Here is an 18,787-nt window from a genome sequence, read left to right as displayed (position 1 = left end):
CGGCCTGAAAGGCTTTTATAAGGCAAAAACTGGAACTGTTTTACGCCTCTATTCAATGAATCGCATTGCTGCGACCGGAAATACGATAAGCATCGAGGTAGGGCGTCACACCGGATCCCAGTTTGCGCGCGATGGGCTAAAGCTTGCCGGCCAATTGCCGTTAGACGGGTTTGGGGGATGAGTCGGTCCTCCTTCGTGGCCAATCGGCGTAGCAAGCCTGTTATGCAGGCGTTACTTAACAAGGAGTCTTTCTCATGCTGCGTTTTATCCGTTCCCTTTCGCGCGACGAGCGCGGTGTCAGCTCGCTGGAATACGCTGTTCTTGGCGGCATCATCGTCGCTGTGCTGGTCGCACTCGGCACGTTCCTGTCTGGCACTACGGGCTTCCAGGCCGTCTTCCAGAAGCTGCTCACGAACGCAACCAACGCAATCTAGTGGTCGTGATGCTCCGGCTCAGCACGAGCAGGTGTGAGCCGGAGATCACCTTCCTCGGCACATTCGGAAAACGATGATAGCCCCCGGTGTAGTGAAAGCAGGTGCCTGCGTGACCCTCATCATGCTGGCAAGTTCCGATCTGCGCATGCGGCGTCTGCCCAATGCCGCCGTGGCCGCGTTTGCCGCCCTGTATTTCGTCAACGCCGCCATGGCCGGTTTCGGCCCTGCTTCATGGGACATCCATGTGGCCGCGGGCGCGGCATCGCTTGCCGTGGCTGCATTAATGTTTCGACTGGGTTGGCTCGGCGGCGGCGATGCGAAGCTCGCCGCCGCGGTCTTTCTCTGGGCGGGGCCGGAATCCTGGCCGGTGCTTGTGGTCGTTTCGTTGTGCGGATTGCTTGTTGCCCTCGCAGTGCTCGCAGTGGCCGGCATGCAGCGAATTCCCTCCCTCGCGGGCGTGAGCGTGCGGCTTGGCTGGATTGCACCGGCGCGGGGCGTCCCGTATGGCGTCGCGCTCGCGTTGGGCGGCATCGTCGCAGTCTTGCTGCAGCCCACAGCCGGTCATCGCACGACGCTCGCCGTGTTTCGACTATTCGGAGAGTTCACCTAAGGTTATTGCTGCACGAGCCGTGCGCCGCTTGCCTGAATACAACGCCGCCCATATGCAAAACTTCATCAAGCTAGCCGCGCTCGTTGTCATCGCCGCAATTGGCGCATTCATCATCCGCGCGCTGTACATTTCGGCATCGAGCCCGCGCGTGGCCCACCAATCGTCGATGGTGCACTTGCGCGCCGCAGCCGACGATTTGCCGGACGGACTGCTGTTGCGCGACGTGGACCTCGTATGGAAAACGATGCCGAGCGACCAGGTCCCGGCAGGCGCGCTCATCGAAGAAGCCTCCAACGGCAGCGACGGAAAAGACCTCAAGGGCGATCTACTGCGGCACGCGGTACGCGCGGGGACGCCGCTTGGCGTTGCCGACGTGATTTTGCCGAGCGCCCCCGGATTTCTTGCGGCTGCGCTCAAGCCTGGTATGCGCGCGATCTCGGTTGCCGTTGACGACGTGTCGGGCAATGCAGGACTCATTCAGCCTGGCGATTATGTCGACATCCTGTTGACCCAGCAGATGCGGGCCGAAATAGGCGCCCGGGTCGACCCCGCGCGTGCGGTTGAATCGGAAACGGTCGCCGAGCGTGTGCGCGTGCTGGCGGTCGGCACAGCGTTTCGTCGTCCGAAGGATGACGACAGCGCGTCGAGCACGAATGCCCCGAGCACGACCGCTCGCACCGTGACCATCGAAGTCACGCCGGCGAGCGCCCAGACGATCACGGTCGCGGCTCACCTCGGCACGCTCTCGCTTGCGCTGCGCAGTTTTGCCACGCGTGACCGGCACACGCCGGACGTCGAGGATGTCGCCATGACGCACACACGTCCCGTGTGGGCCGGAGATGTCTCACGCGCATTGCGCGCAGTGAGCGCACCGGCAGAGTCGCACTCGGCGAAAACACCGGCACCGACGCCGCATGTCGTCATCTACCGTGGCTCGAAGGTCGACCAGGTAGACGGCGAATTGCCCGGCAGCACGTCGATGGGCGCGCCGGGCGTGCCGCCGCTGCCCACCGGCACGCCGCCCGCCGCTCCCGCACGCGCCGACGCGGCTCCCGCCATCTCCGCAGGATCATAGGACGACACATGTTCAGCCTCACACACGGCAAGCTGTTTTCGCGCTGCGCGCTGCTTTGTGCAGCCGGCCGTCCTGCCGTCACCGGCATTTGCGCCGCGCTGCTTGTCATTGCCACGCTCTGCGGCCTCGGTGCGGGGGCGGCATGGGCGAGCGAGCCCGCCGATGTGCTGGCAGTTGCGGCAGGCAGTGGCACGTTGCTCCAGCTGCCGCAGCCCGCCGTTGCCGTGTTCGTCGCCGACCCAAGCGTTGCCGATGTCCATGTGCCGACGCCGCGCTCGGTGTTCGTGCTCGGCAAGAAGTCCGGCACGACGACACTCTTTGCAATCGGGCCGAACAATCGGGAAATTCTCCGCAAGACGATCAGTGTGTCGACGGATACCGCTTCGATTCAACGTCTTCTCGACGCGCGCTTCCCCAAATTCGCGGTCACCGTGTCGGGTGCGCCTGGCTCATTGATGGTAACTGGCGCGGTACCGAGCGCGGCGGATGCCGATGCCATTGTGCAAACGCTGCAACCGTATCTTCACGCCAACGAGCAACTCGTGAACCGCCTCTCGATCGCACACCCGATCCAGGTCCTGCTGCGCGTGCGCATCACCGAAGTGGATCGCAACATTACGCAGCAGCTCGGCATCAACTGGAATGCCATTGGCGCGAGCGGCAACTTCTTCGGTGGGCTGTTCAACGGGCGTGCCATTTTCGACGCGACGACGAATCTCTTCAACCTGCCGTCCGGTGGTGCGTTCTCGGTGGTGGGCGGCTTCAAGGCCGGCCGCACGACGATCGAAGGCGTACTCGACGCGCTCGACCAGGAAGGCTTGCTGACGATGCTGGCCGAACCGAACCTGACCGCGATGTCGGGTCAGACGGCGAGCTTCCTCGCAGGGGGTGAGTTGCCGATCCCCGTGCCCCAGAGCGGCACGACGAGCACGATCACGATCGAGTACAAACCCTACGGCGTCGCGCTGAACTTCACCCCGACCGTGCTCGCCGACAACCGCATCAGCCTCACCGTTCGGCCTGAAGTCAGCCAGATCGATCCGAGCAATAGCATCACGCTGAACTCGATCGTGGTACCGGCGCTGACCGTGCGCCGCATGGAAACCACCGTCGAGCTGTCAGGCGGGCAGAGCTTCGCAATCGGCGGACTCCTGCAGAGTTCGACGAGCGACCTGGTCTCCGAGCTTCCCGGCCTCGGCGGGCTGCCCATTCTCGGCAAGCTGTTCTCGTCGACGAAATACCAGAACAACAAGTCGGAGCTCGTCGTAATCGTGACACCGTATATCGTCGGTCCGACGGGGCCGGGCCGGCTGCGCGGCGCGCTGGACGATGTCACCACCCCCAGCAGCGACATCGAATATGCCGTGCGCCAGTCGCTTTCGATCGACCCGCTTATGGGCAATTCGCCCCGCCTCATTGGCGCTGCGGGCTTCGTCTATTGATATGGAGACCACAATGAATCCTCGGCTCTCCCTCATTGCCACCGTTCTCGCCGGTGTGGCGAGCGCCTGCCTCACGTCGTGCATGTCGGCGCGGCCGCCGCTCGGCATGCCCGATCCATCCGTGATCGGCTTTACGCCCGGGGACGGCGGACGCGCGACGCCGCCGGCGTGCGAAACGCTCACGCAGCGCTCCGGCATGCTCGATGCGGGCCAGGCGCGGCCCGGCGTGGCGTTCGGCTGCGCGACCTACTCGAACCTGGCCGCGATGCTCGCGCGGCCAGCCGACCTCGTGGCGCCCGTGCCCTACGCGGGCGCGGACGCGCCACTCGCCGCGAGCGCGGTACGGCGCTACCAGGAAGACCGGGCGAAACCGTTGAACTCGGATTATTCGAGTTCTTCGTCATCTTCGTCGAACTCGACGACGGGCTCGTCGTCGGGATCTCGCTAACGGAGATTGCACACATGGGCGTTTTCGAATCGAACATCCTCAAACGCCGGGCACAACCGTCCGGCGCCGAGAAACTCATCGCCGTCGTCTCCGACGCGCAAAGCATCGAGGTCGTCAACAGCGTTGTCGTCGATCAGGGCATCGCGACCTCGCACGTCACGCTCGGTTCGCTCGACGATGCGATAGGGATCATGACTTCACTGAAGGAGTCGCCGCGCCACCTGATCGTCGATGTGACGGGATCGACGATGCCGATTTCCGACCTCACGCGGCTCGCCGAGGTCGTCGACCCTTCGGTTGCAGTCATCGCCATTGGCGAGCGCAACGACGTAGGGCTCTTTCGCAGCCTGCTGCATATCGGCGTGCAGGACTATCTCGTCAAGCCGCTCACCGCCGAACTCGTCCGGCGCGCGCTGACGGCCATCGACGACGGCGCGTCGGCACGCATGGGCAAGGTGCTCTCGTTCGTTGGCGCGCGAGGCGGCGTCGGCGTCACGACAATTGCCACCGCACTTGCTTCTCATCTTGCCGACACGACGCGGCGCCGGATCGCTTATGTCGATCTCGATCCGTACGGCGGCGCGGCCGCCTCGATGCTCGGCGTCGCCGCCAACAACGGGCTTATTGAATTGCTGCAGAACCCGCAGCGGCTCGACCAGCAATTAGTCAATCAGGCTTTCGTTGCCCAGAGCGATCGTCTTCTCGTGCTTGCAGCGGAGCTCCCGTACAACCAGGAATTCGCTTTGCGCACGGGCGCGCTGAGCGAGCTTGTCACGATGCTCAAGCATCACTTCCACTACATCATGCTCGATCTGCCTGGACGCGCGGGCAAAATCGTCGAGGAAGCCCTCGATAGCAGTTCGACGATCCACGTCGTCGCCGACTTCTCGGTGCATTCGGCGCGCGAAGCTGCGCGGCTTTGCCGTTTCGCACAGAACCTCGACAACGCACCCGCCATCACGGTGCTGCTCAACGAAGCACAGCAGCCTGTGTCCGGGCGCGTTCGCGAGGACGATTTCGTCAACGCGCTCGCACGCGGGTCCGTGCATTCGCTGCCCTACGAGCCGCAGAGTCTTGCCCTCGCTGAGAACCTCGGTGAGGCTGGAACGCTTGCCCACGCGCATCGCTCGCCGTTCGCCGCGGCCATCGTGTCGCTGGCCAATGCGATCACGGGCAGCGACACGGCAGTGGCCCGCGAGCCGTGGTACAAGCGCCTGTTGCCCACGAGGAAGGTGAGCTGATGTTCGGCCGGCGCACCCCCCTCTCGACGAGCCCGTCGCTCGCCGATCACGATGAGCCTCGAGAATCCGTGGCGGTCGCCGGCTCCGCGGCCGCCGAGCCGGAAGCGAGCAAGCGCGAGACGCCGCTGGCCTCGGTGAGCGCTACACCCGCAGCAATGAGCCACTCGGCCGCGGACCGCAATGAAGCGCTGATCCGCTCCGAGACGTTCAGGGCGATTCGTTCGGCCGTCTTTGCGTCGATGAACATGTCGGCGGCGCTCATGATGTCGCGCAGCGAGGTACGCACGGGCATCGAGCAGATCGCAGCCGAGACGACCACCCGCGAGCGTTTGTCGCTGACGCTGGCCGAGCAGACGCTCGTTGTCGACGAGATTCTCAACGACATGTTCGGCATCGGGCCAATCGAGCCCTTGCTCGCTGACGAACGCGTCACCGATATTCTCGTGAACGGACCGGACCAGGTCTACGTCGAGCGCGGCGGCCGCCTTGAACTGACGGCGCTCAAGTTCCGCGACAACGCGCACGTCATCAACGTGGCGCAGCGCATCGCAGCGGCAATCGGGCGGCGCGTCGACGAAAGCAGCCCGATGGTCGATGCACGTCTTGCCGACGGCAGCCGCGTGAACGTCGTGCTGCCGCCGATCGCGCTGCGCGGCGCATCGATCTCGATCCGAAAGTTCGCCAAACGGAACATCACACTCGGCCGGATGGCGCAGCAAGGCAATATCTCCACGCAGATGGTGGACGTACTACGCATCGCAACCGCGTCCCGCCTGAACGTCGTCATCTCGGGCGGCACGGGCTCCGGCAAGACAACACTGCTCAATGCGCTCTCCCGCTTTATCGACGAAACCGAGCGCGTCGTCACGATCGAGGATGCCGCTGAGCTGCAACTGCAACAGCCGCATGTCGTCAGCCTCGAGACGCGCTCCGAAAACAGCGAAGGCCTTGGCGGAATCTCTCAACGGGACCTCGTTCGCAACGCGCTGCGGATGCGCCCGGACCGGCTCATCCTCGGCGAGACGCGCGGCACGGAAGCATTCGACGTACTGCAGGCGATGAATACGGGCCACGACGGATCGATGACGACGGTCCACGCGAACGCGCCGCGCGATGCGATCACGCGCCTCGAGAGCATGGTGATGATGGCCAACGGCAATTTGCCGCTGATGTCGATCCGGCGGCAGATTGCGAGCGCCGTTCATCTGATCGTGCAAATCGAACGCATGCGCGACGGCGTGCGGCGCGTGACTCATGTGACCGAGATCGCGGGCATGGAAGGCGACGTCGTCATCACCCAGGATCTGTTCACGTTCCGCTACAACGGAACCGCTTACGAAGAGCAGGTACGCGGCACGTTCGAATGCTCGTCACTGCGTCCAGTGTTCGCCCAGCGCGCTGCCTACTATGGCCTCGAAGATGCGCTGCTCACGGCGATGCAATCATGAGACCTGCGGACGTCATCGGCCTGGGCACCTTCTTCGCCTTCATGGTCGGGGGGCTCATCGTGCACGCGTTGCGCGGCATCGCGCGCCAGCAGGCGGGTACGCGCATCCGCGCACGTGTGGCCGGGGTGCGCGACGAAAGCAAGGCCGCCCTCGCCGAGCGCGACGCGAGTCCTCAGGAGCAGTTGCTGCACCCCAAGCGCAGCCTCGCCGACCAGGACGCGCTCTTCGCCGTCGTCTCGGCCTGGCATGAACGCATACGCACCGTCAGCGGCCCGGGCGGTGTTCGCGCGATTTATCTAGTCGCTTTCGCTGCACTCATTGCATCGGTGATCGCCACTGCGTTCGTTCCTGTGGGGCCCGTGCTGCGCGTGCTCGCCTGCATCGCAATCCCCTTTCTCGTCGTGCGTTGGGCCTATCACTGGCAGATCGCGCGTTTCAGGAACCGCTTTCTCGCCGTTTTTCCCGATACGATCGACCTCATCATTCGCGCGGTGCGCGCAGGTATTCCCGTTGTGCAGGCGATCTGCGTGGCCGGGGTCGAAAGCGAGGAGCCGGTGCGCACGACATTTCGCACCATGGGCGATGCGCTGCTCGTGGGCGCCGACCTGAAGGAGGTGCTCGAACAGGCAGCGGTGCGCCTGCGACTCGCTGACTTCTCGTTCTTTTCGGTCTGCCTGGTCCTGCAGCGCGAGACGGGCGGCAATCTCGGCGATACGCTCGAGAACCTCGCGGGCATAGTGCGCATGCGGCGCGATATCCGCGCAAAGAGCAGGGCGCTCACGGCGGAAGGGCGGCTCGCCAGCAAGATGATCGCAGCCGTTCCGTTCGCGCTCATGGGCTTTATCTCTATCGCCAATCGGCCGTATCTCGACACGCTCACGCATACCCGGGCCGGACACAAGATTCTCGCCCTCGCCGCCGTGCTGCTCACGATCGGGCTGTGGTCGATCAACAAGATTTCGAACCTGGACACCTCGCGATGATGAACGCCGACTTCTGGCGCAATGCCGCCTTGCTCGCCCTGCTCGCGGGCTTCACGCTGTGGCTGGTCCTGCGCGACAAGAGCCAGCGCGCGCGCATTGCCCAGCGCACACGGCAAAGCGTGGCCCGCGTGGGCGTCGACAACAGCGCGATGGCCGACGCCGCGAAGCGCATGCCGCAGCGCTTCGCCAAACGGATCGCCGCGCTCGGCGAACGGCTGCCTGTCGTGCAGGCCGAAGACCGCGCCAAAGTGGCCATGCGTCTTGCCAGCGCGGGATTTCGCGACCGGCGCGCGATCGCCGTCATGTCGGGGCTCAAGATTGTCGTGGGAGCCTGTCTCGCGCTCGGCGCCATCGCCCTCGGCGGGCATCTGCCCCAAGTCGGCCAGAACTTTACGATTCGCGCGCTGCTGATGGCGGGCGCATTCGTCATCGGCATGATGTTGCCGGAATATGCGCTCGCATTCTTCATCCGGCATCGTCGCAAGGCGATCGCCGCCGCACTGCCCGACGCACTCGACCTGCTCGTGGTCTGCACCAACGCAGGCAATAGTCTCGTCGTTGCCATCAAGCGCGTGGCGCGCGAGCTGCGCGTTATCTGCCCGCCGCTTGCCGATGAGTTCACCGTGACCGCGGACGAACTCAGTATCGGCAGCGACACGGCGCGGGCACTCAGCGCGATGTCGGCTCGGGTGGGTCTGTCCACGATGCGCGCACTGGTGACCACACTGGTGCAGTCGCAAAAGTACGGCACACCGGTCACTCAATCGCTGCGCACCCTGTCGCGTACCGAACGGGCCATGCAGATGGTCGCGCTCGAGGAAAAGGCCGCGAAGCTCGCCCCGAAGATGACGCTGCCGATGATGATCTTCATCATGCCGACCGTCTCGCTCATTGCAGCGGGGCCGGCCGTCATTCGACTCATCGCGGTATTTCGCGGCCATTGAGCACTGCAAGGTTTCTGGAGCTTAAATTGAACTCATCTCATCCGTTGCTCGCGCGCAAGGCCTTCGCCGCGCTCCTGGCACCGCTGGCCGCTGCGCTGCTCGCCACCGGATGCGCAAGCCATCACTTCGTGACGCCACAGCCTGCCGCCGCCACCTATCTGCCAGATGCGCAGGCCGACATGCATGTCGCCGAAAGCGCCCTTGAGGCCGGCGATACGCCGCTTGCCATGTCGCTTTTCGAAAAAGTGCTGAAGATCGACCCGCAATCGAAAGCTGCGCAGCTCGGCCTCGGCGATGCGATGTACCAGAGTGGCGATCTCGCGCGCGCGGGCGTCCTATATGGGCAGGTTGCGGCCGTAGCGCCGGACGATGCGCGCGCCGTGCTCGGGCTCGCACGCGTCGCTCTGCGCCAGCGACGGCTCGACGAGGCCGAGAAGCGCTACCGCGAACTCACCGCAACCCACCCGGACCAGGCGGTAGCGGCCGAGGGGCTTGGCACCGCGCTGGATCTCGAGGGTAAGCATGCGCAAGCGCAGGCGGTCTATCGCGCAGCCTTGCAGCGTCACCCCGAGGTTGCGGGTCTCAAGGCCGATCTCGGCTTGTCGCTCATTCTGGCCGGCGATGTGCGCGCAGGCGCCAATGTGCTGCTCGATATCGCCGGCTTGCCTGACGCGCCGCCGCAGGCTCGCGAAAACCTCGCGCTGGCGTATGGGATGCTCGGCAACAGCGAGGCGGCGAGGCGCATCCTGGTGACTGACATGCCGGCTGAATCGGCGGACGACAATCTGCGCTTTTACCGGCAACTGCGCGAGCGTCTGGTCACCGCCAGGCGTGATGCAGGCGACGCGGGCGTTGCGGGTGTCGCAGGCGTGGGGGAAACACGGCCGGTGTCGGCAGCAAGTGCCGCTGCTCGCGGAGTGCTCCAATGAAGCGGCGCGGGCGCCCCGGCTCCGGTGCCCGCGTTCACGCGCGCGGCAGCGTTTCGCTCGAGTTCGTGCTGGTAACGCCGTTCCTGCTGATGGTGCTCTTCGGCATCGTCGACGTGAGCATGGTGCTGTGCGACAAGGCCGTGATCACGAATGCCGCGGGGGAAGCGGCGCGCCAGGGCGTCGTGCTGCGCGTGCCGTCTTATACGCAAACCCAGATCCAGAATGTTGCGCTTGCCTATACGAAGAACAGTCTGGTGACAAGCGGCACGGCCACGTCCCCCACCGTGAGCGTGACCCCGACGGGCGGCTGCGCATCGGCCGGCAGCAGCAATCCGCTGCAGGTGAACATCAGTTATACCTACAACGGTGTTGTGCTCGGCTCGGCATTCAGTGTGATAACGGGGCCTATTACGGTGAAGGCCGTCGCGGTGAAAAACTGTGAATAAGCGAGTGCGTTCCCGCCAAGCCGCGGCCGCGATGCTTTGCCGGGCATCCGTGCGCCCCGACGAGCGCCTACCCCCGTGCGTGCGTGCGAGATCGCAAGAGCGCGGTTCGGTAACGCTATGGTTCTTGTTGACGTTCACGGCGTTGCTGATCATCGGGGCTTTTGCGATCGATCTGCCGCGCGTCTTCACGGTCAGCGGCGAATTGCAAAACGGCGCTGATGCGGCGGCGCTCGCCGGCGCCGGAGCGCTCTCACGAGGCAGCACGAGCGGACCGAACTGGGCGGGGGCGGCCTCGTCCGCAACGGCGGCCGTTGCGTTGAATACGTCGGACGGCGTCAAGCTTACGAGCGGATCGGTCACGGCGGGATATTGGGACGTCGCCGCGTCGTCGCCCACGCTGCTCGCGCCGGGCAAGGTCACGCTGCCGGCGCCGGCGGGCCAATTGCTGGAACCCGCGGTACAGGTGACGATCTCCCGCAATGCCACGAGCAACGGCGGCCTCGTGCACCTGCTGCTCGGCACGCTGCTCGGCATGCCGACGACGGCCGACAGCGCAACGGCCGTGGCGGTTATCGCGCCGCCTTCCGCGGTGCCTGCCGGAGCGCTATTTCCCATGGTCATGGATCAATGCGTATACAACCAATATTGGGACTCGACGAAGAATGCGCCCAAGGTCGACGCGGCAGGCCAGCCTTACGAGTTCGAGGTCGGCAACGGCCAGGAATATGGCGCTTCTTGCGAGGCGGGGCAGTGGACATCGTTTCTCGTGGTCGCCAACGACACGCCGACGGTCGTCAATTTGATCGATAACGGGAATCCGACCTCACTGTCGATCGGGGATAGCATCTACATCGACCCGGGCGTCAAGGCGGCTGTCTACAAGAACATTCCCACGGCAACGACCGTCCTCATGCCAGTCAGCAGGCAAATCGAGAACAAGACATTCGTCCCGATCATCGCATTCGCCGCTTTTCACATCGATGGTGCGGACCAGGGCGGCAAGTACATCCAGGGGCACTTCGTAGCCGGCTACACGATGCCGACCCAGGGAACAGGCGTCTCGACGGAGAACTATGGCGGGTATGTCGCGCCGCGTCTCGCGTTCTGAGCGGAATTTCGTTCACTCCTGTGGTCGGCAGATTACAGCCACTGCGATCCTTAATGCGCGCCCACGCGTTTTATACGAAAACTCTCCCGTCGGTCTCTCCGTTGAGAAACGAAAATAAAGCCAGCGTCGATTTCACAAAAAAAAAATGATTAACCGTGCGGTAGCTCAAACCTATTGTGTGCCCGGGAGGCAATATCTTTTCGGATTAGCCGTCGTACTACTTTTCTCGATGATTGATATTGCGTGGCTTTATATGAGTGGTTGCTCGGTGCGGGAGGATGGCATTCTGCTGATCGCTAAAACTCTCTCGCTTTTGTTGAGTTCGGCGGTCGGTTTAGCAGCCATCGCGGCAGTTCCGCGCTATAGGCAGGTCACAAAAAGGTTCCGTTATGAGGAAATTGCACGCACGCTCGCCTGGATGGCCCTGCTGCTTTGCTTCGTACCGGTTGCGGGCGTTCTCTCCTATCTGTCCGTAACGGTCAACGCATCGTTAGTGGACGAAAGCCTCGTCCGCTTCGATCGTGCGCTCGGCTTTGATTGGCCAAGCGTCTACTATTGGGTACATTCGCATGCCGTCATTCAGCAGATTCTTGCATTCGCTTACGATAGTGCTAGATGGCAATTGATAGGAGTCCCGGTCGTATTGGGCGTACTCGGTCGCCGTGAGGAATTATCGGGCTTCGTGCTTCTTCTGATGCTTTCCAGCGCGCTGCTCCTTCTTATCTCGACACCCTTTCCAGCTGCAAGCGCCTTTTTTCATTTCAACATCACCGATCCGAATACGTCGGCGACGGTGTCCGACTTCGATCTTCTTCGAAACGGAAAGATTGTTAAGTTCGACCTCCTCCGGATACAAGGCCTCGTATCGTTTCCCTCATTTCATACCGCACTGGCCGTCTTCTTCGCATACTCACTTCGCCGGACTATATTTCTATTTCCCTTTGCTGTTTTGCTTAATGCGACGATGGTAATCTCAACGCCAACGCAAGGCGGACACTATCTTGTAGACGTATTCGGTGGTTTGACCCTGGCGCTCGTGACCATTTATATCCTGAAACTTGCCCTGACGGCACGCGTTTTGAGCCACACGCCTTTTAAGGCGACTGCGGATGCGACTGCCGGCTGAGGTGCAATGTGAGTGCACCTCATGAGTGTCCGCTCTGGAGGAAGGTGAGCGTCGCTTGTGGGTCGCGAGAAGTCTGACGCACTCGCTTTCCTTTTTATTTCGATGTCTTCAGGCGTTTAGGCCTGTTTGAACGCTTGTGCGTCAACTCGCCGAGCAACCGTAGATTCCATTCGACGCGACGTCGTGCGATTTTCTTCAGCGCTCGCGATAAATTTGGACAGTTCGCGCTCCATGGCGGAATCTTTGGCGCCCGGCTTCCACGACGCGGCTCCGTGGCGTCGGCGTGTGACCCGGGCAAGGACTAACGCGGCCATTGCAGCCTTCGCACATTCGTATTCAACGAGACCGCAAAGTTCGATCGGCTCGCCGAATTCCCGGAACGCTTCCACATACTCCCGGGCTGCGTGCACTGTCGCCGGGTACTCGCGTAGTTCGGAAACGACCTTGCGGCTCAAGACGTTCCATTGGAGTTTGTCTGGGTAGCCAAAAGCAGCAACGGACACCGTCTTGACCGCTTCAGGGCTCTTCGAGTCGGCCGGCTCTGTCGCCGCCCACGCGGCCTTATGCATAATCGTCCGGCATGTTCGGGCGTAGCTCTCCAACGATAACGCCAGTTCCAGCGCTGTATCGCGTCGCTGAGACTTGCGCTCCCTGACATTTTTCGCGGAGATCCATGCGAGCGTCACGACGGAGCCGACCGCGCTTGACGCCAACGCCAACGCTATCGGGTTGTTCCAGCTAACAAGCTGAAGATATTCGAGCCATTCCTGTCGCATGCGACGCACTTCGGAGAACGAGGTCCGGAAAGTATAAGTAGTCGTTTGCGGACTACTCATGGCAAAAAAATCCGGTTTGTGTTTTTGCCACAATCACTTCGATCGAGCGAGGCGCGCCTTGACAAACCCGGCCGAAACGCTCCCTTACCGAAGTTTCGGTCACGTACGTTACGCCAGAGACGCCGATAGGGATAGGGGAGTAGCGCTTACGGCTTGCTCCAGACCTGTTTCCAACACATGAGAAAGGTACCGCGAGCGTCCCTTGAAACCGCTCCTTCGAGCGGACACGCGGTGCTCGCTAACGCGGGGCCAGAGTGGGCGACCTCTCTATCCGCGTCAGCGAGTACATCGGCGGGCACCCGGCCCCAAATCGACAGACTGGCGAGTACGCCTGCACAGCCAATCAGAATGACGAGAGCCCGTTTTAATCGGATCGGGCGGCTGGCGATAAAATCGAGGGGCATTGGGTAGCCTCGTCTGGCGGGGGACTTGTAACTGGTCTTATCGGCACCGGCCACCGAAATCTTAGAGCCTTGCTCAATTATTTTTTTCGGAGCGGATCGAGAGGGAGAGCGCAAACGATGGGTCGAAGCTGGGCGGGCATGGAATCCCAGATCCAAGCCCAAATCGCATCCCCGGATAGGACAATTTCTCATGCATGGAATTTGCCCGAAACAGATGCGATTGGTCACGATGCAGACGTTGATGAGACTGCGACGACGAGTCCGATTCGGGTCGACCTGAGTGGGTCACTGTGGGACCGGACGCGGCCATGATCTGCCGTTCGCTATCTCCGTCACGCGGTCATTCGAGCGGCGGCTACCCTCAAACAGCGGGCCTTCGCCGTCGGATGGCACCCGGCCAGTCCTGTCTGCCTTTGCCGACGCTCACGTGTCGGCGGGGGGTCGTCGCTCCAGTTTCATGGTGTCCTCTCCTCTTCGAACAAACGACACGACACGGCCGGAGGGCTAACGGCCAACGAGCAATGCGATACAGAGGGCCACCCCGAACGCGTAGGTTCCCGACGCCCCGATAGCACGGGCCGGATTGGGCTTCGACATGGTGGGCCAGGCAAGTAGCGAAACCACCAGGAGCAAGCGGCAGGCCGTTGCACCTGCCATGCACCAGAGCTGCCAGTGAGGCGGATTCTGAGAGCCGAGATACAGAAATAGCACCGCAAAGAACGGCGCGTACTCGGCGGTATTGCCGTGAGCGCGAACCAGTTTGGTTAGCAGCCGGTCCGGTTCAGGCGCGTAGCCGCTCAGCAGCCCGACGCGAAAGCGCTCGACCGTGATGGTGAGTCCAAGTACGAAGAGAAGCAAACCGAGGACACCGGTGCAGGCCAGTGCGATGCTGTTCATTCCATACTCCTTGCTTGACAGTCGAAATCAGTGATTCCGGGACGCCTTGCGGGCGATGGTGAGTGACAGTGCGGACACCGTTCATAACGTCTCCATCGGCGCGTCCGTCGGCGGGGTGCGGATCGATGATATGCCGGCAGGTCAAGTCTGGTGTCGTGACCTTCCTGGGCGCCAAGCCTCCCCAGTGGCCCCCGCAAAGGCTCACCGTTCGCGCGAGTCGAAGCAACGCTCCCATGTCAAAGCCATTTTGAAACGTCCGCTTGCCAGCTCCGCGGACGACGCGACTAACAACCCGATGTAACAGCGCTGCAACGTTTTCCCGACATGTCGATTTCCGAAAAAAAGCCGACAGTCAGCCGAATACTCGCATGATTCCATTTGGGTAATCCCTGATTTTTCCGCGGATGCGAAGACATGCTTCATCTACCCGCGGTGCTAGCGCATGAACACCCTTCAAGGCAATTACCACGGTTGAAGCGTTTCCCGAGGAGGTAATACCCATGCCTCATCTCACTCTTCGCTCTTCTGCGAATCTGTGAGACGAGACGAAACCTGACGTTCCAGAGATGCAACATTCTCGACCGATTTCTCCATCCCGCTGGCAAATTTCTCCGTCCAACAGCGGCCCAATCGGCCAAAACCCGGTGTTTCGTCACATTTGACCCGCTTGGTCCACATCTTGCGAACACTACGCATGCAAGTCGACAGCATGGCGGCGAGCGCGAAGCAGCAACGGTAGTTTCAGTCGCGCCCAGACAACGCCAATGCTTACGGGGGCTTTCCTTGACACGTAACCGGCGCTCAGGCGCACGGCGAACGGCGAGAAAAGCAAGTCGGCTGGAAAAGAAAAGACGAGGAACACAAGCATGTTGCCCTCAAAGTTTGTTCGACCAGAATCGCGATGTGCCACGCACATCGAATCCCCTTTCCGGCGCCCCATATCGCAGCCAGACGCGATACGTCGCTGACGGACCCGGCACGTAGTCGCCGGACTCTCCAAAGCCAGCCCTGACACTTGTCCGCCGAGCCGCTTCAGGCTCGTGTGCGCCTGTCTTTCAATGCGCCGGACGGGTCATATTTCTTGCAGTACCCGTAGTACGTTGTATCAACCGTAGTTATCCGATGTTTTTTACGTTAGTAGGCCAAACGGAGATTCAATCATGAAATCGATCGTCAACATCACCAAGCAATTCATCCGTGACGAAGAAGGCGCTACGGCCGTCGAATACGGAATGATGGTTGCCCTGATTGCAGCGGTAATCGTTGTGACTGTGACCACCCTCGGCACACAGGTCGAAGCGGCGTTCACCAAGATCAGCAACGCCCTCCCCGCCGCCTGAAAGAGGTGCCGACGGACGAAGCGAGCCTGTCGATTCGTCCGTCGCACCACCGCTTCCACCACGCGCTGCGCACACTGACGAGTCCTTGTCATGCTCATTACCATCTATGCGCCGCCACCGATCGCGCCGTGCGTGATCGCGCTGGTGGTTGCTGCTGCAAGCACTGATCTCCAGTGCCGGCGCATTCCGAACATCCTGGTCGCGGTTGGTCTGGTCGGCGCACTCTTCACGCAGTGCTGGCTGCACGGATTCCCGGCAGGCGCCGTCGCGTGGCTCACCGGTGCACTCGTCGGACTTGGCCTCTTTCTGCCGCTCTATTTGCTGCGCGGGATGGCCGCGGGCGACGTCAAGCTGCTCGCAATGGTCGGCGCGTGGATCGGTCCGCCACTGGTGTTTTACGTCGCGCTGGCGACATGCGTGATCGGTGGCGTGTGGGCGCTGGCGCTGGCGGCGCGACGTGGCCAGGTGAGCAAACTGTTCAGCGCCACGATGTTCGTCCTCATCCATCCAACGTCGCGCAGTGTCAATCCCGCTCCGGCCGAGTCGATGGGAACGATGCCGTACGGCGTCGCGATAGCGGCGGGAACCATCGCCGTGCTGGTGGGTACGGCGGCACAGCTGGAAATCTGAGAATAACCGGACGACGATCCGACTACACCGATCACATTCCGAGTGGCGACGCCGTAGGCGGTGCCACTCGCCGGGGAGCAACGCATGTACGAGCACAATACAGAGGCGGGCTGCGCCGCGAGCATCAGGCATCTGCATGAAGCCCACACAGAGGGCGCTCCCCACGCACAACAGCCTGCCGTCGCGCTGCGCGCACCGCGCTGCGTGGCGGACACTGGGCTGCCCCCGATGCTGGTCTCGCAGTTGGTGCTCAAGTCGACCTTGCTCAACGGCAAATCGTCGGTCGGCGATCTGATCAGGCGGCACTGCCTGACGGCCACAGTACTCGACGAGACGATTGGCTTCCTGGTGCGCGAACACCTGGTCGAGATCGCGTCGCGCGGTGCGACCGACTTCGACGTTCATCTGCGCCTGACTGATGCCGGGCGCACGCTCGCCGCGGCCGAAGCGGCCCGCTGCGCCTATTGCGGTCCCGCGCCGGTCTCGCTCGACAGCTACATGGAAGTGGTTCGCGCGTATTCGGTGCGACGGATCCGCATCACGCAGCCTGACGTGCGTGCTGCATTCGCCGGCATCGTCGTCGATGCGTCCTTGCTCGACTCAGCGGCGGCCGCACTGAACGCAGGCCGCCCGCTGATGCTCTACGGTCCGGCCGGCAGTGGCAAGACCTTCCTCGCCGAATGTCTGGGCAGGCTATTGACTGGCGCAGTGCCGGTCCCTTACGCCATTCATGTCGGCGGGGAGATCATTCTGTTGCATGACCCGCTCGTCCATCACGACGCGCATGGCGAGCCCTCCCCCGACTTGACGGACCGGCGCTGGCGCGCCTGCAAGCGCCCGGTGGTGACGTCCGGCGGCGAGCTGACACTCGAGATGCTCGACCTTCAATACAACCCGAACGGCGGCACCTACCAGGCGCCGCCGCATATGAAGGCCACGATGGGTCTGTACGTCATCGACGACCTGGGCCGTCAGCGCGTCGCGCCGGCCGACCTCCTGAACCGCTGGCTGATGCCGCTCGATCGTGGCGTAGATCAGTTCACGCTGCGGTCCGGCGCCCGTTTTCTCGCGCCATTCGACGTGTGGCCGGTGTTCTCGAGCAACCTGACGCCCGCCGAGTTCAATGACGACGCATTCATGCGCAGGCTCGGCTCCAAGCTCCACGTAGGAGCGCTTTGCGTCGACGACTATCGCCGCGTGTTCGACGCAAAATGCGCGTCGCTGCAACTCGAAGCCGATGCGGGTGCGTTCGATTACCTGCTGCACGAGCTTCACTTGCCGACCGGGACACCGTTTCTCGCCTGCTATCCCAATGACCTGCTTGCCGTGCTTCGGTCGTTCGCGCTCTATCACAGTGACGCCCGCATTGTCACCCAGCATGGACTGGCGCGCGCATGGCGCAGCTACTTCGGCAGCGGTTCCGTTATTACACGGCATCCCGATCAGGTATGCCAACCATCGCGGCCTGGATTTTCCCAACCGCCACTAGAGCAATCGAAGGAGCATCGCCATGAGAAATAGCCGGGTTTTTACGATGTTGGGGATCGCCCTGCTGGCCGGCATCGCCTCCGTGGGATTCGCGTCACGATGGCTGTTGCAAACGTCCTCTTCGGCTGTCACGCCGGTGGCCGTGGCCGCCGCCGAAGTGAGCCTCGGCCAGCCGCTGACCCCGACCCTGGTTCGCATGGTGAACTGGCCAACCGGAAGCATCCCGCCGGGCACATTCAAGGACGCGAAGGCGCTGGAAGGCCGTGTGGTACGCACGAGCCTCGAACCCGGCGAGCCAGTCATCGAGTCGAAGCTCGCACCGCAGGGCACGAAGGGCGGGCTGTCGGCGGTGATCGGAGACGGCAAGCGGGCGATCACAGTGCGCGTGAACGACGTGGTCGGAGTCGCGGGCTTCGCGCTGCCGGGCAACTATGTCGACGTGATCGTCAACACACAGGAGCCTGAGGCCAGGAGCGGCGACCAACAACAAAGCATCTCGAAGATCGTCCTCGAAAAGATCCTGGTGCTCGCGGTCGCCCAGCAGGTGAACCGCGACGACACGCAGCCAAAGGTCGTCAATGCAGTGACGCTCGAAGTTACGCCCGAGCAGGCTGAGAAGCTCGACCTGGCGCGCAGCGTCGGTAGCCTGTCGCTAGTGCTGCGCAACCAGATCGACAATCGCGCGCTGCCGACTGGCGGTGCAACCAAGGTGACGCTGCTGGGCAAGCCTGCCGCCGTTCCGCCTCCGGCGCCCGCGGCCCCGGCAGCCCCGACCCGCGTGAAATACATCGCCCGTTCCACGGCCAGACGCGACTGCATCGGCGTGCTGTCAGGTACGCAAGGCAGCCAGGAATGCTTTTAGCCACGCAACGCGACCATGTGATGCGAGAGACGGCCGCGCCGTAGGTCATTCACCGCGACGGCGTCCAGTACACAAGTCGGCTCACTCGCATCAAGC

General features: G+C 62.7%; 19 protein-coding genes. 17 read left to right on the top strand and 2 right to left on the bottom strand.

All coding sequences use genetic code 11. From position 1 onward, the window contains the following. The first annotated feature begins 254 nt into the window (after positions 1-254). The 13 genes from OKW43_RS09665 (at position 255) to OKW43_RS09605 (ending at position 12,234) form a co-directional block, all read left to right on the top strand. Positions 255-434 (top strand): Flp family type IVb pilin, encoded by a 180-nt coding sequence (locus OKW43_RS09665; RefSeq protein ID WP_187634063.1) that lies wholly within the window; start codon positions 255-257, stop codon positions 432-434. Between the two features lie 73 nt (positions 435-507). Next, positions 508-1,044: an A24 family peptidase gene (locus OKW43_RS09660; protein ID WP_187634062.1), complete on the top strand. Its 537-nt coding sequence runs from the start codon at positions 508-510 to the stop codon at positions 1,042-1,044. 52 nt (positions 1,045-1,096) lie between these two features. After that, on the top strand, positions 1,097-2,119 hold the full coding sequence (gene cpaB / locus OKW43_RS09655; RefSeq protein ID WP_429447375.1) for a Flp pilus assembly protein CpaB: 1,023 nt from the start codon (positions 1,097-1,099) through the stop codon (positions 2,117-2,119). Positions 2,120-2,127: 8 nt separating this feature from the next. After that, on the top strand, positions 2,128-3,561 hold the full coding sequence (locus tag OKW43_RS09650) for a type II and III secretion system protein family protein (RefSeq protein WP_429446843.1): 1,434 nt from the start codon (positions 2,128-2,130) through the stop codon (positions 3,559-3,561). A 13-nt stretch (positions 3,562-3,574) separates the two neighbouring features. Beyond that, on the top strand, positions 3,575-4,009 hold the full coding sequence (locus tag OKW43_RS09645) for a CpaD family pilus assembly lipoprotein (protein ID WP_376776343.1): 435 nt from the start codon (positions 3,575-3,577) through the stop codon (positions 4,007-4,009). A 14-nt stretch (positions 4,010-4,023) separates the two neighbouring features. Next, positions 4,024-5,250, top strand: a complete 1,227-nt coding sequence (locus tag OKW43_RS09640; protein WP_187634059.1) for an AAA family ATPase — start codon at positions 4,024-4,026, stop codon at positions 5,248-5,250. After that, the gene (locus OKW43_RS09635) at positions 5,250-6,698 is read left to right on the top strand and encodes a CpaF family protein (protein ID WP_429446840.1); all 1,449 of its coding nucleotides are present in this window, start codon (positions 5,250-5,252) and stop codon (positions 6,696-6,698) included. The genes OKW43_RS09640 and OKW43_RS09635 overlap by 1 nt, the downstream gene beginning before the upstream one ends. After that, positions 6,695-7,681 carry a type II secretion system F family protein gene (locus OKW43_RS09630; RefSeq protein WP_429447373.1) on the top strand — a complete coding sequence of 329 codons (987 nt, stop codon included), beginning with the start codon at positions 6,695-6,697 and terminating at the stop codon, positions 7,679-7,681. Before OKW43_RS09635 ends, OKW43_RS09630 begins: the two co-directional genes overlap by 4 nt. After that, positions 7,678-8,625, top strand: coding sequence for a type II secretion system F family protein (locus OKW43_RS09625; RefSeq protein ID WP_429446838.1), 948 nt, complete (start codon positions 7,678-7,680; stop codon positions 8,623-8,625). The genes OKW43_RS09630 and OKW43_RS09625 overlap by 4 nt, the downstream gene beginning before the upstream one ends. A gap of 44 nt (positions 8,626-8,669) precedes the next feature. After that, complete coding sequence (locus OKW43_RS09620) at positions 8,670-9,554, top strand: tetratricopeptide repeat protein (protein ID WP_429446836.1); 885 nt, start codon at positions 8,670-8,672, stop codon at positions 9,552-9,554. Continuing rightward, entirely contained in the window at positions 9,551-10,000 is a 450-nt protein-coding gene (locus tag OKW43_RS09615) for a TadE/TadG family type IV pilus assembly protein (protein ID WP_429446834.1), read from the top strand. The genes OKW43_RS09620 and OKW43_RS09615 overlap by 4 nt, the downstream gene beginning before the upstream one ends. Positions 10,001-10,031: 31 nt before the next feature. After that, positions 10,032-11,108 (top strand): TadG family pilus assembly protein, encoded by a 1,077-nt coding sequence (locus tag OKW43_RS09610; RefSeq protein WP_429447371.1) that lies wholly within the window; start codon positions 10,032-10,034, stop codon positions 11,106-11,108. A gap of 145 nt (positions 11,109-11,253) precedes the next feature. Next, positions 11,254-12,234, top strand: coding sequence for a phosphatase PAP2 family protein (locus tag OKW43_RS09605; RefSeq protein WP_429446832.1), 981 nt, complete (start codon positions 11,254-11,256; stop codon positions 12,232-12,234). 116 nt (positions 12,235-12,350) lie between these two features. Here the strand turns inward: OKW43_RS09605 and OKW43_RS09600 are convergent, their stop codons facing one another. Together OKW43_RS09600 and OKW43_RS09595 are read right to left on the bottom strand one after the other, a co-directional pair. Continuing rightward, the gene (locus tag OKW43_RS09600; protein WP_429446830.1) at positions 12,351-13,070 is read right to left on the bottom strand and encodes a hypothetical protein; all 720 of its coding nucleotides are present in this window, start codon (positions 13,068-13,070) and stop codon (positions 12,351-12,353) included. 908 nt (positions 13,071-13,978) lie between these two features. Further along, on the bottom strand, positions 13,979-14,371 hold the full coding sequence (locus OKW43_RS09595) for an MAPEG family protein (RefSeq protein WP_187634052.1): 393 nt from the start codon (positions 14,369-14,371) through the stop codon (positions 13,979-13,981). Between the two features lie 1,160 nt (positions 14,372-15,531). On the opposite strand from OKW43_RS09595, the gene OKW43_RS09590 reads away from it, so the two are divergent. From OKW43_RS09590 to cpaB (OKW43_RS09575), 4 genes are all read left to right on the top strand, one after another. Continuing rightward, positions 15,532-15,711 carry a Flp family type IVb pilin gene (locus tag OKW43_RS09590; protein ID WP_187634051.1) on the top strand — a complete coding sequence of 60 codons (180 nt, stop codon included), beginning with the start codon at positions 15,532-15,534 and terminating at the stop codon, positions 15,709-15,711. 90 nt (positions 15,712-15,801) lie between these two features. After that, on the top strand, positions 15,802-16,341 hold the full coding sequence (locus OKW43_RS09585) for an A24 family peptidase (RefSeq protein WP_429446827.1): 540 nt from the start codon (positions 15,802-15,804) through the stop codon (positions 16,339-16,341). Between the two features lie 84 nt (positions 16,342-16,425). Continuing rightward, a complete protein-coding gene (locus OKW43_RS09580) occupies positions 16,426-17,862 on the top strand; it encodes an ATP-binding protein (protein WP_429446825.1) in 1,437 nt (478 codons plus the stop codon). Further along, the gene (gene cpaB / locus OKW43_RS09575; protein ID WP_429446823.1) at positions 17,852-18,691 is read left to right on the top strand and encodes a Flp pilus assembly protein CpaB; all 840 of its coding nucleotides are present in this window, start codon (positions 17,852-17,854) and stop codon (positions 18,689-18,691) included. Before OKW43_RS09580 ends, cpaB (OKW43_RS09575) begins: the two co-directional genes overlap by 11 nt. Positions 18,692-18,787: the final 96 nt, after the last annotated feature.

This window comes from Paraburkholderia sp. WC7.3g (assembly GCF_050436345.1).
GTDB lineage: Bacteria > Pseudomonadota > Gammaproteobacteria > Burkholderiales > Burkholderiaceae > Paraburkholderia > Paraburkholderia podalyriae.
The sequence above is the reverse complement of the archived record's forward strand: the minus strand, read 5'-3'. Positions and strand labels throughout refer to the sequence as shown.

What these genes read in the sequence shown, in the direction of transcription:
- OKW43_RS09665 (WP_187634063.1), top strand. Translation starts at nt 255, where the DNA reads ATGCTGCGTTTTATCCGTTCCCTTTCGCGCGACGAGCGCGGTGTCAGC.
- OKW43_RS09660 (WP_187634062.1), top strand. Translation starts at nt 508, where the DNA reads ATGATAGCCCCCGGTGTAGTGAAAGCAGGTGCCTGCGTGACCCTCATC.
- cpaB (WP_429447375.1), top strand. Translation starts at nt 1,097, where the DNA reads ATGCAAAACTTCATCAAGCTAGCCGCGCTCGTTGTCATCGCCGCAATT.
- OKW43_RS09650 (WP_429446843.1), top strand. Translation starts at nt 2,128, where the DNA reads ATGTTCAGCCTCACACACGGCAAGCTGTTTTCGCGCTGCGCGCTGCTT.
- OKW43_RS09645 (WP_376776343.1), top strand. Translation starts at nt 3,575, where the DNA reads ATGAATCCTCGGCTCTCCCTCATTGCCACCGTTCTCGCCGGTGTGGCG.
- OKW43_RS09640 (WP_187634059.1), top strand. Translation starts at nt 4,024, where the DNA reads ATGGGCGTTTTCGAATCGAACATCCTCAAACGCCGGGCACAACCGTCC.
- OKW43_RS09635 (WP_429446840.1), top strand. Translation starts at nt 5,250, where the DNA reads ATGTTCGGCCGGCGCACCCCCCTCTCGACGAGCCCGTCGCTCGCCGAT.
- OKW43_RS09630 (WP_429447373.1), top strand. Translation starts at nt 6,695, where the DNA reads ATGAGACCTGCGGACGTCATCGGCCTGGGCACCTTCTTCGCCTTCATG.
- OKW43_RS09625 (WP_429446838.1), top strand. Translation starts at nt 7,678, where the DNA reads ATGATGAACGCCGACTTCTGGCGCAATGCCGCCTTGCTCGCCCTGCTC.
- OKW43_RS09615 (WP_429446834.1), top strand. Translation starts at nt 9,551, where the DNA reads ATGAAGCGGCGCGGGCGCCCCGGCTCCGGTGCCCGCGTTCACGCGCGC.
- OKW43_RS09610 (WP_429447371.1), top strand. Translation starts at nt 10,032, where the DNA reads ATGCTTTGCCGGGCATCCGTGCGCCCCGACGAGCGCCTACCCCCGTGC.
- OKW43_RS09605 (WP_429446832.1), top strand. Translation starts at nt 11,254, where the DNA reads ATGATTAACCGTGCGGTAGCTCAAACCTATTGTGTGCCCGGGAGGCAA.
- OKW43_RS09600 (WP_429446830.1), bottom strand. Translation starts at nt 13,070, where the DNA reads ATGAGTAGTCCGCAAACGACTACTTATACTTTCCGGACCTCGTTCTCC.
- OKW43_RS09595 (WP_187634052.1), bottom strand. Translation starts at nt 14,371, where the DNA reads ATGAACAGCATCGCACTGGCCTGCACCGGTGTCCTCGGTTTGCTTCTC.
- OKW43_RS09590 (WP_187634051.1), top strand. Translation starts at nt 15,532, where the DNA reads ATGAAATCGATCGTCAACATCACCAAGCAATTCATCCGTGACGAAGAA.
- OKW43_RS09585 (WP_429446827.1), top strand. Translation starts at nt 15,802, where the DNA reads ATGCTCATTACCATCTATGCGCCGCCACCGATCGCGCCGTGCGTGATC.
- OKW43_RS09580 (WP_429446825.1), top strand. Translation starts at nt 16,426, where the DNA reads ATGTACGAGCACAATACAGAGGCGGGCTGCGCCGCGAGCATCAGGCAT.
- cpaB (WP_429446823.1), top strand. Translation starts at nt 17,852, where the DNA reads ATGAGAAATAGCCGGGTTTTTACGATGTTGGGGATCGCCCTGCTGGCC.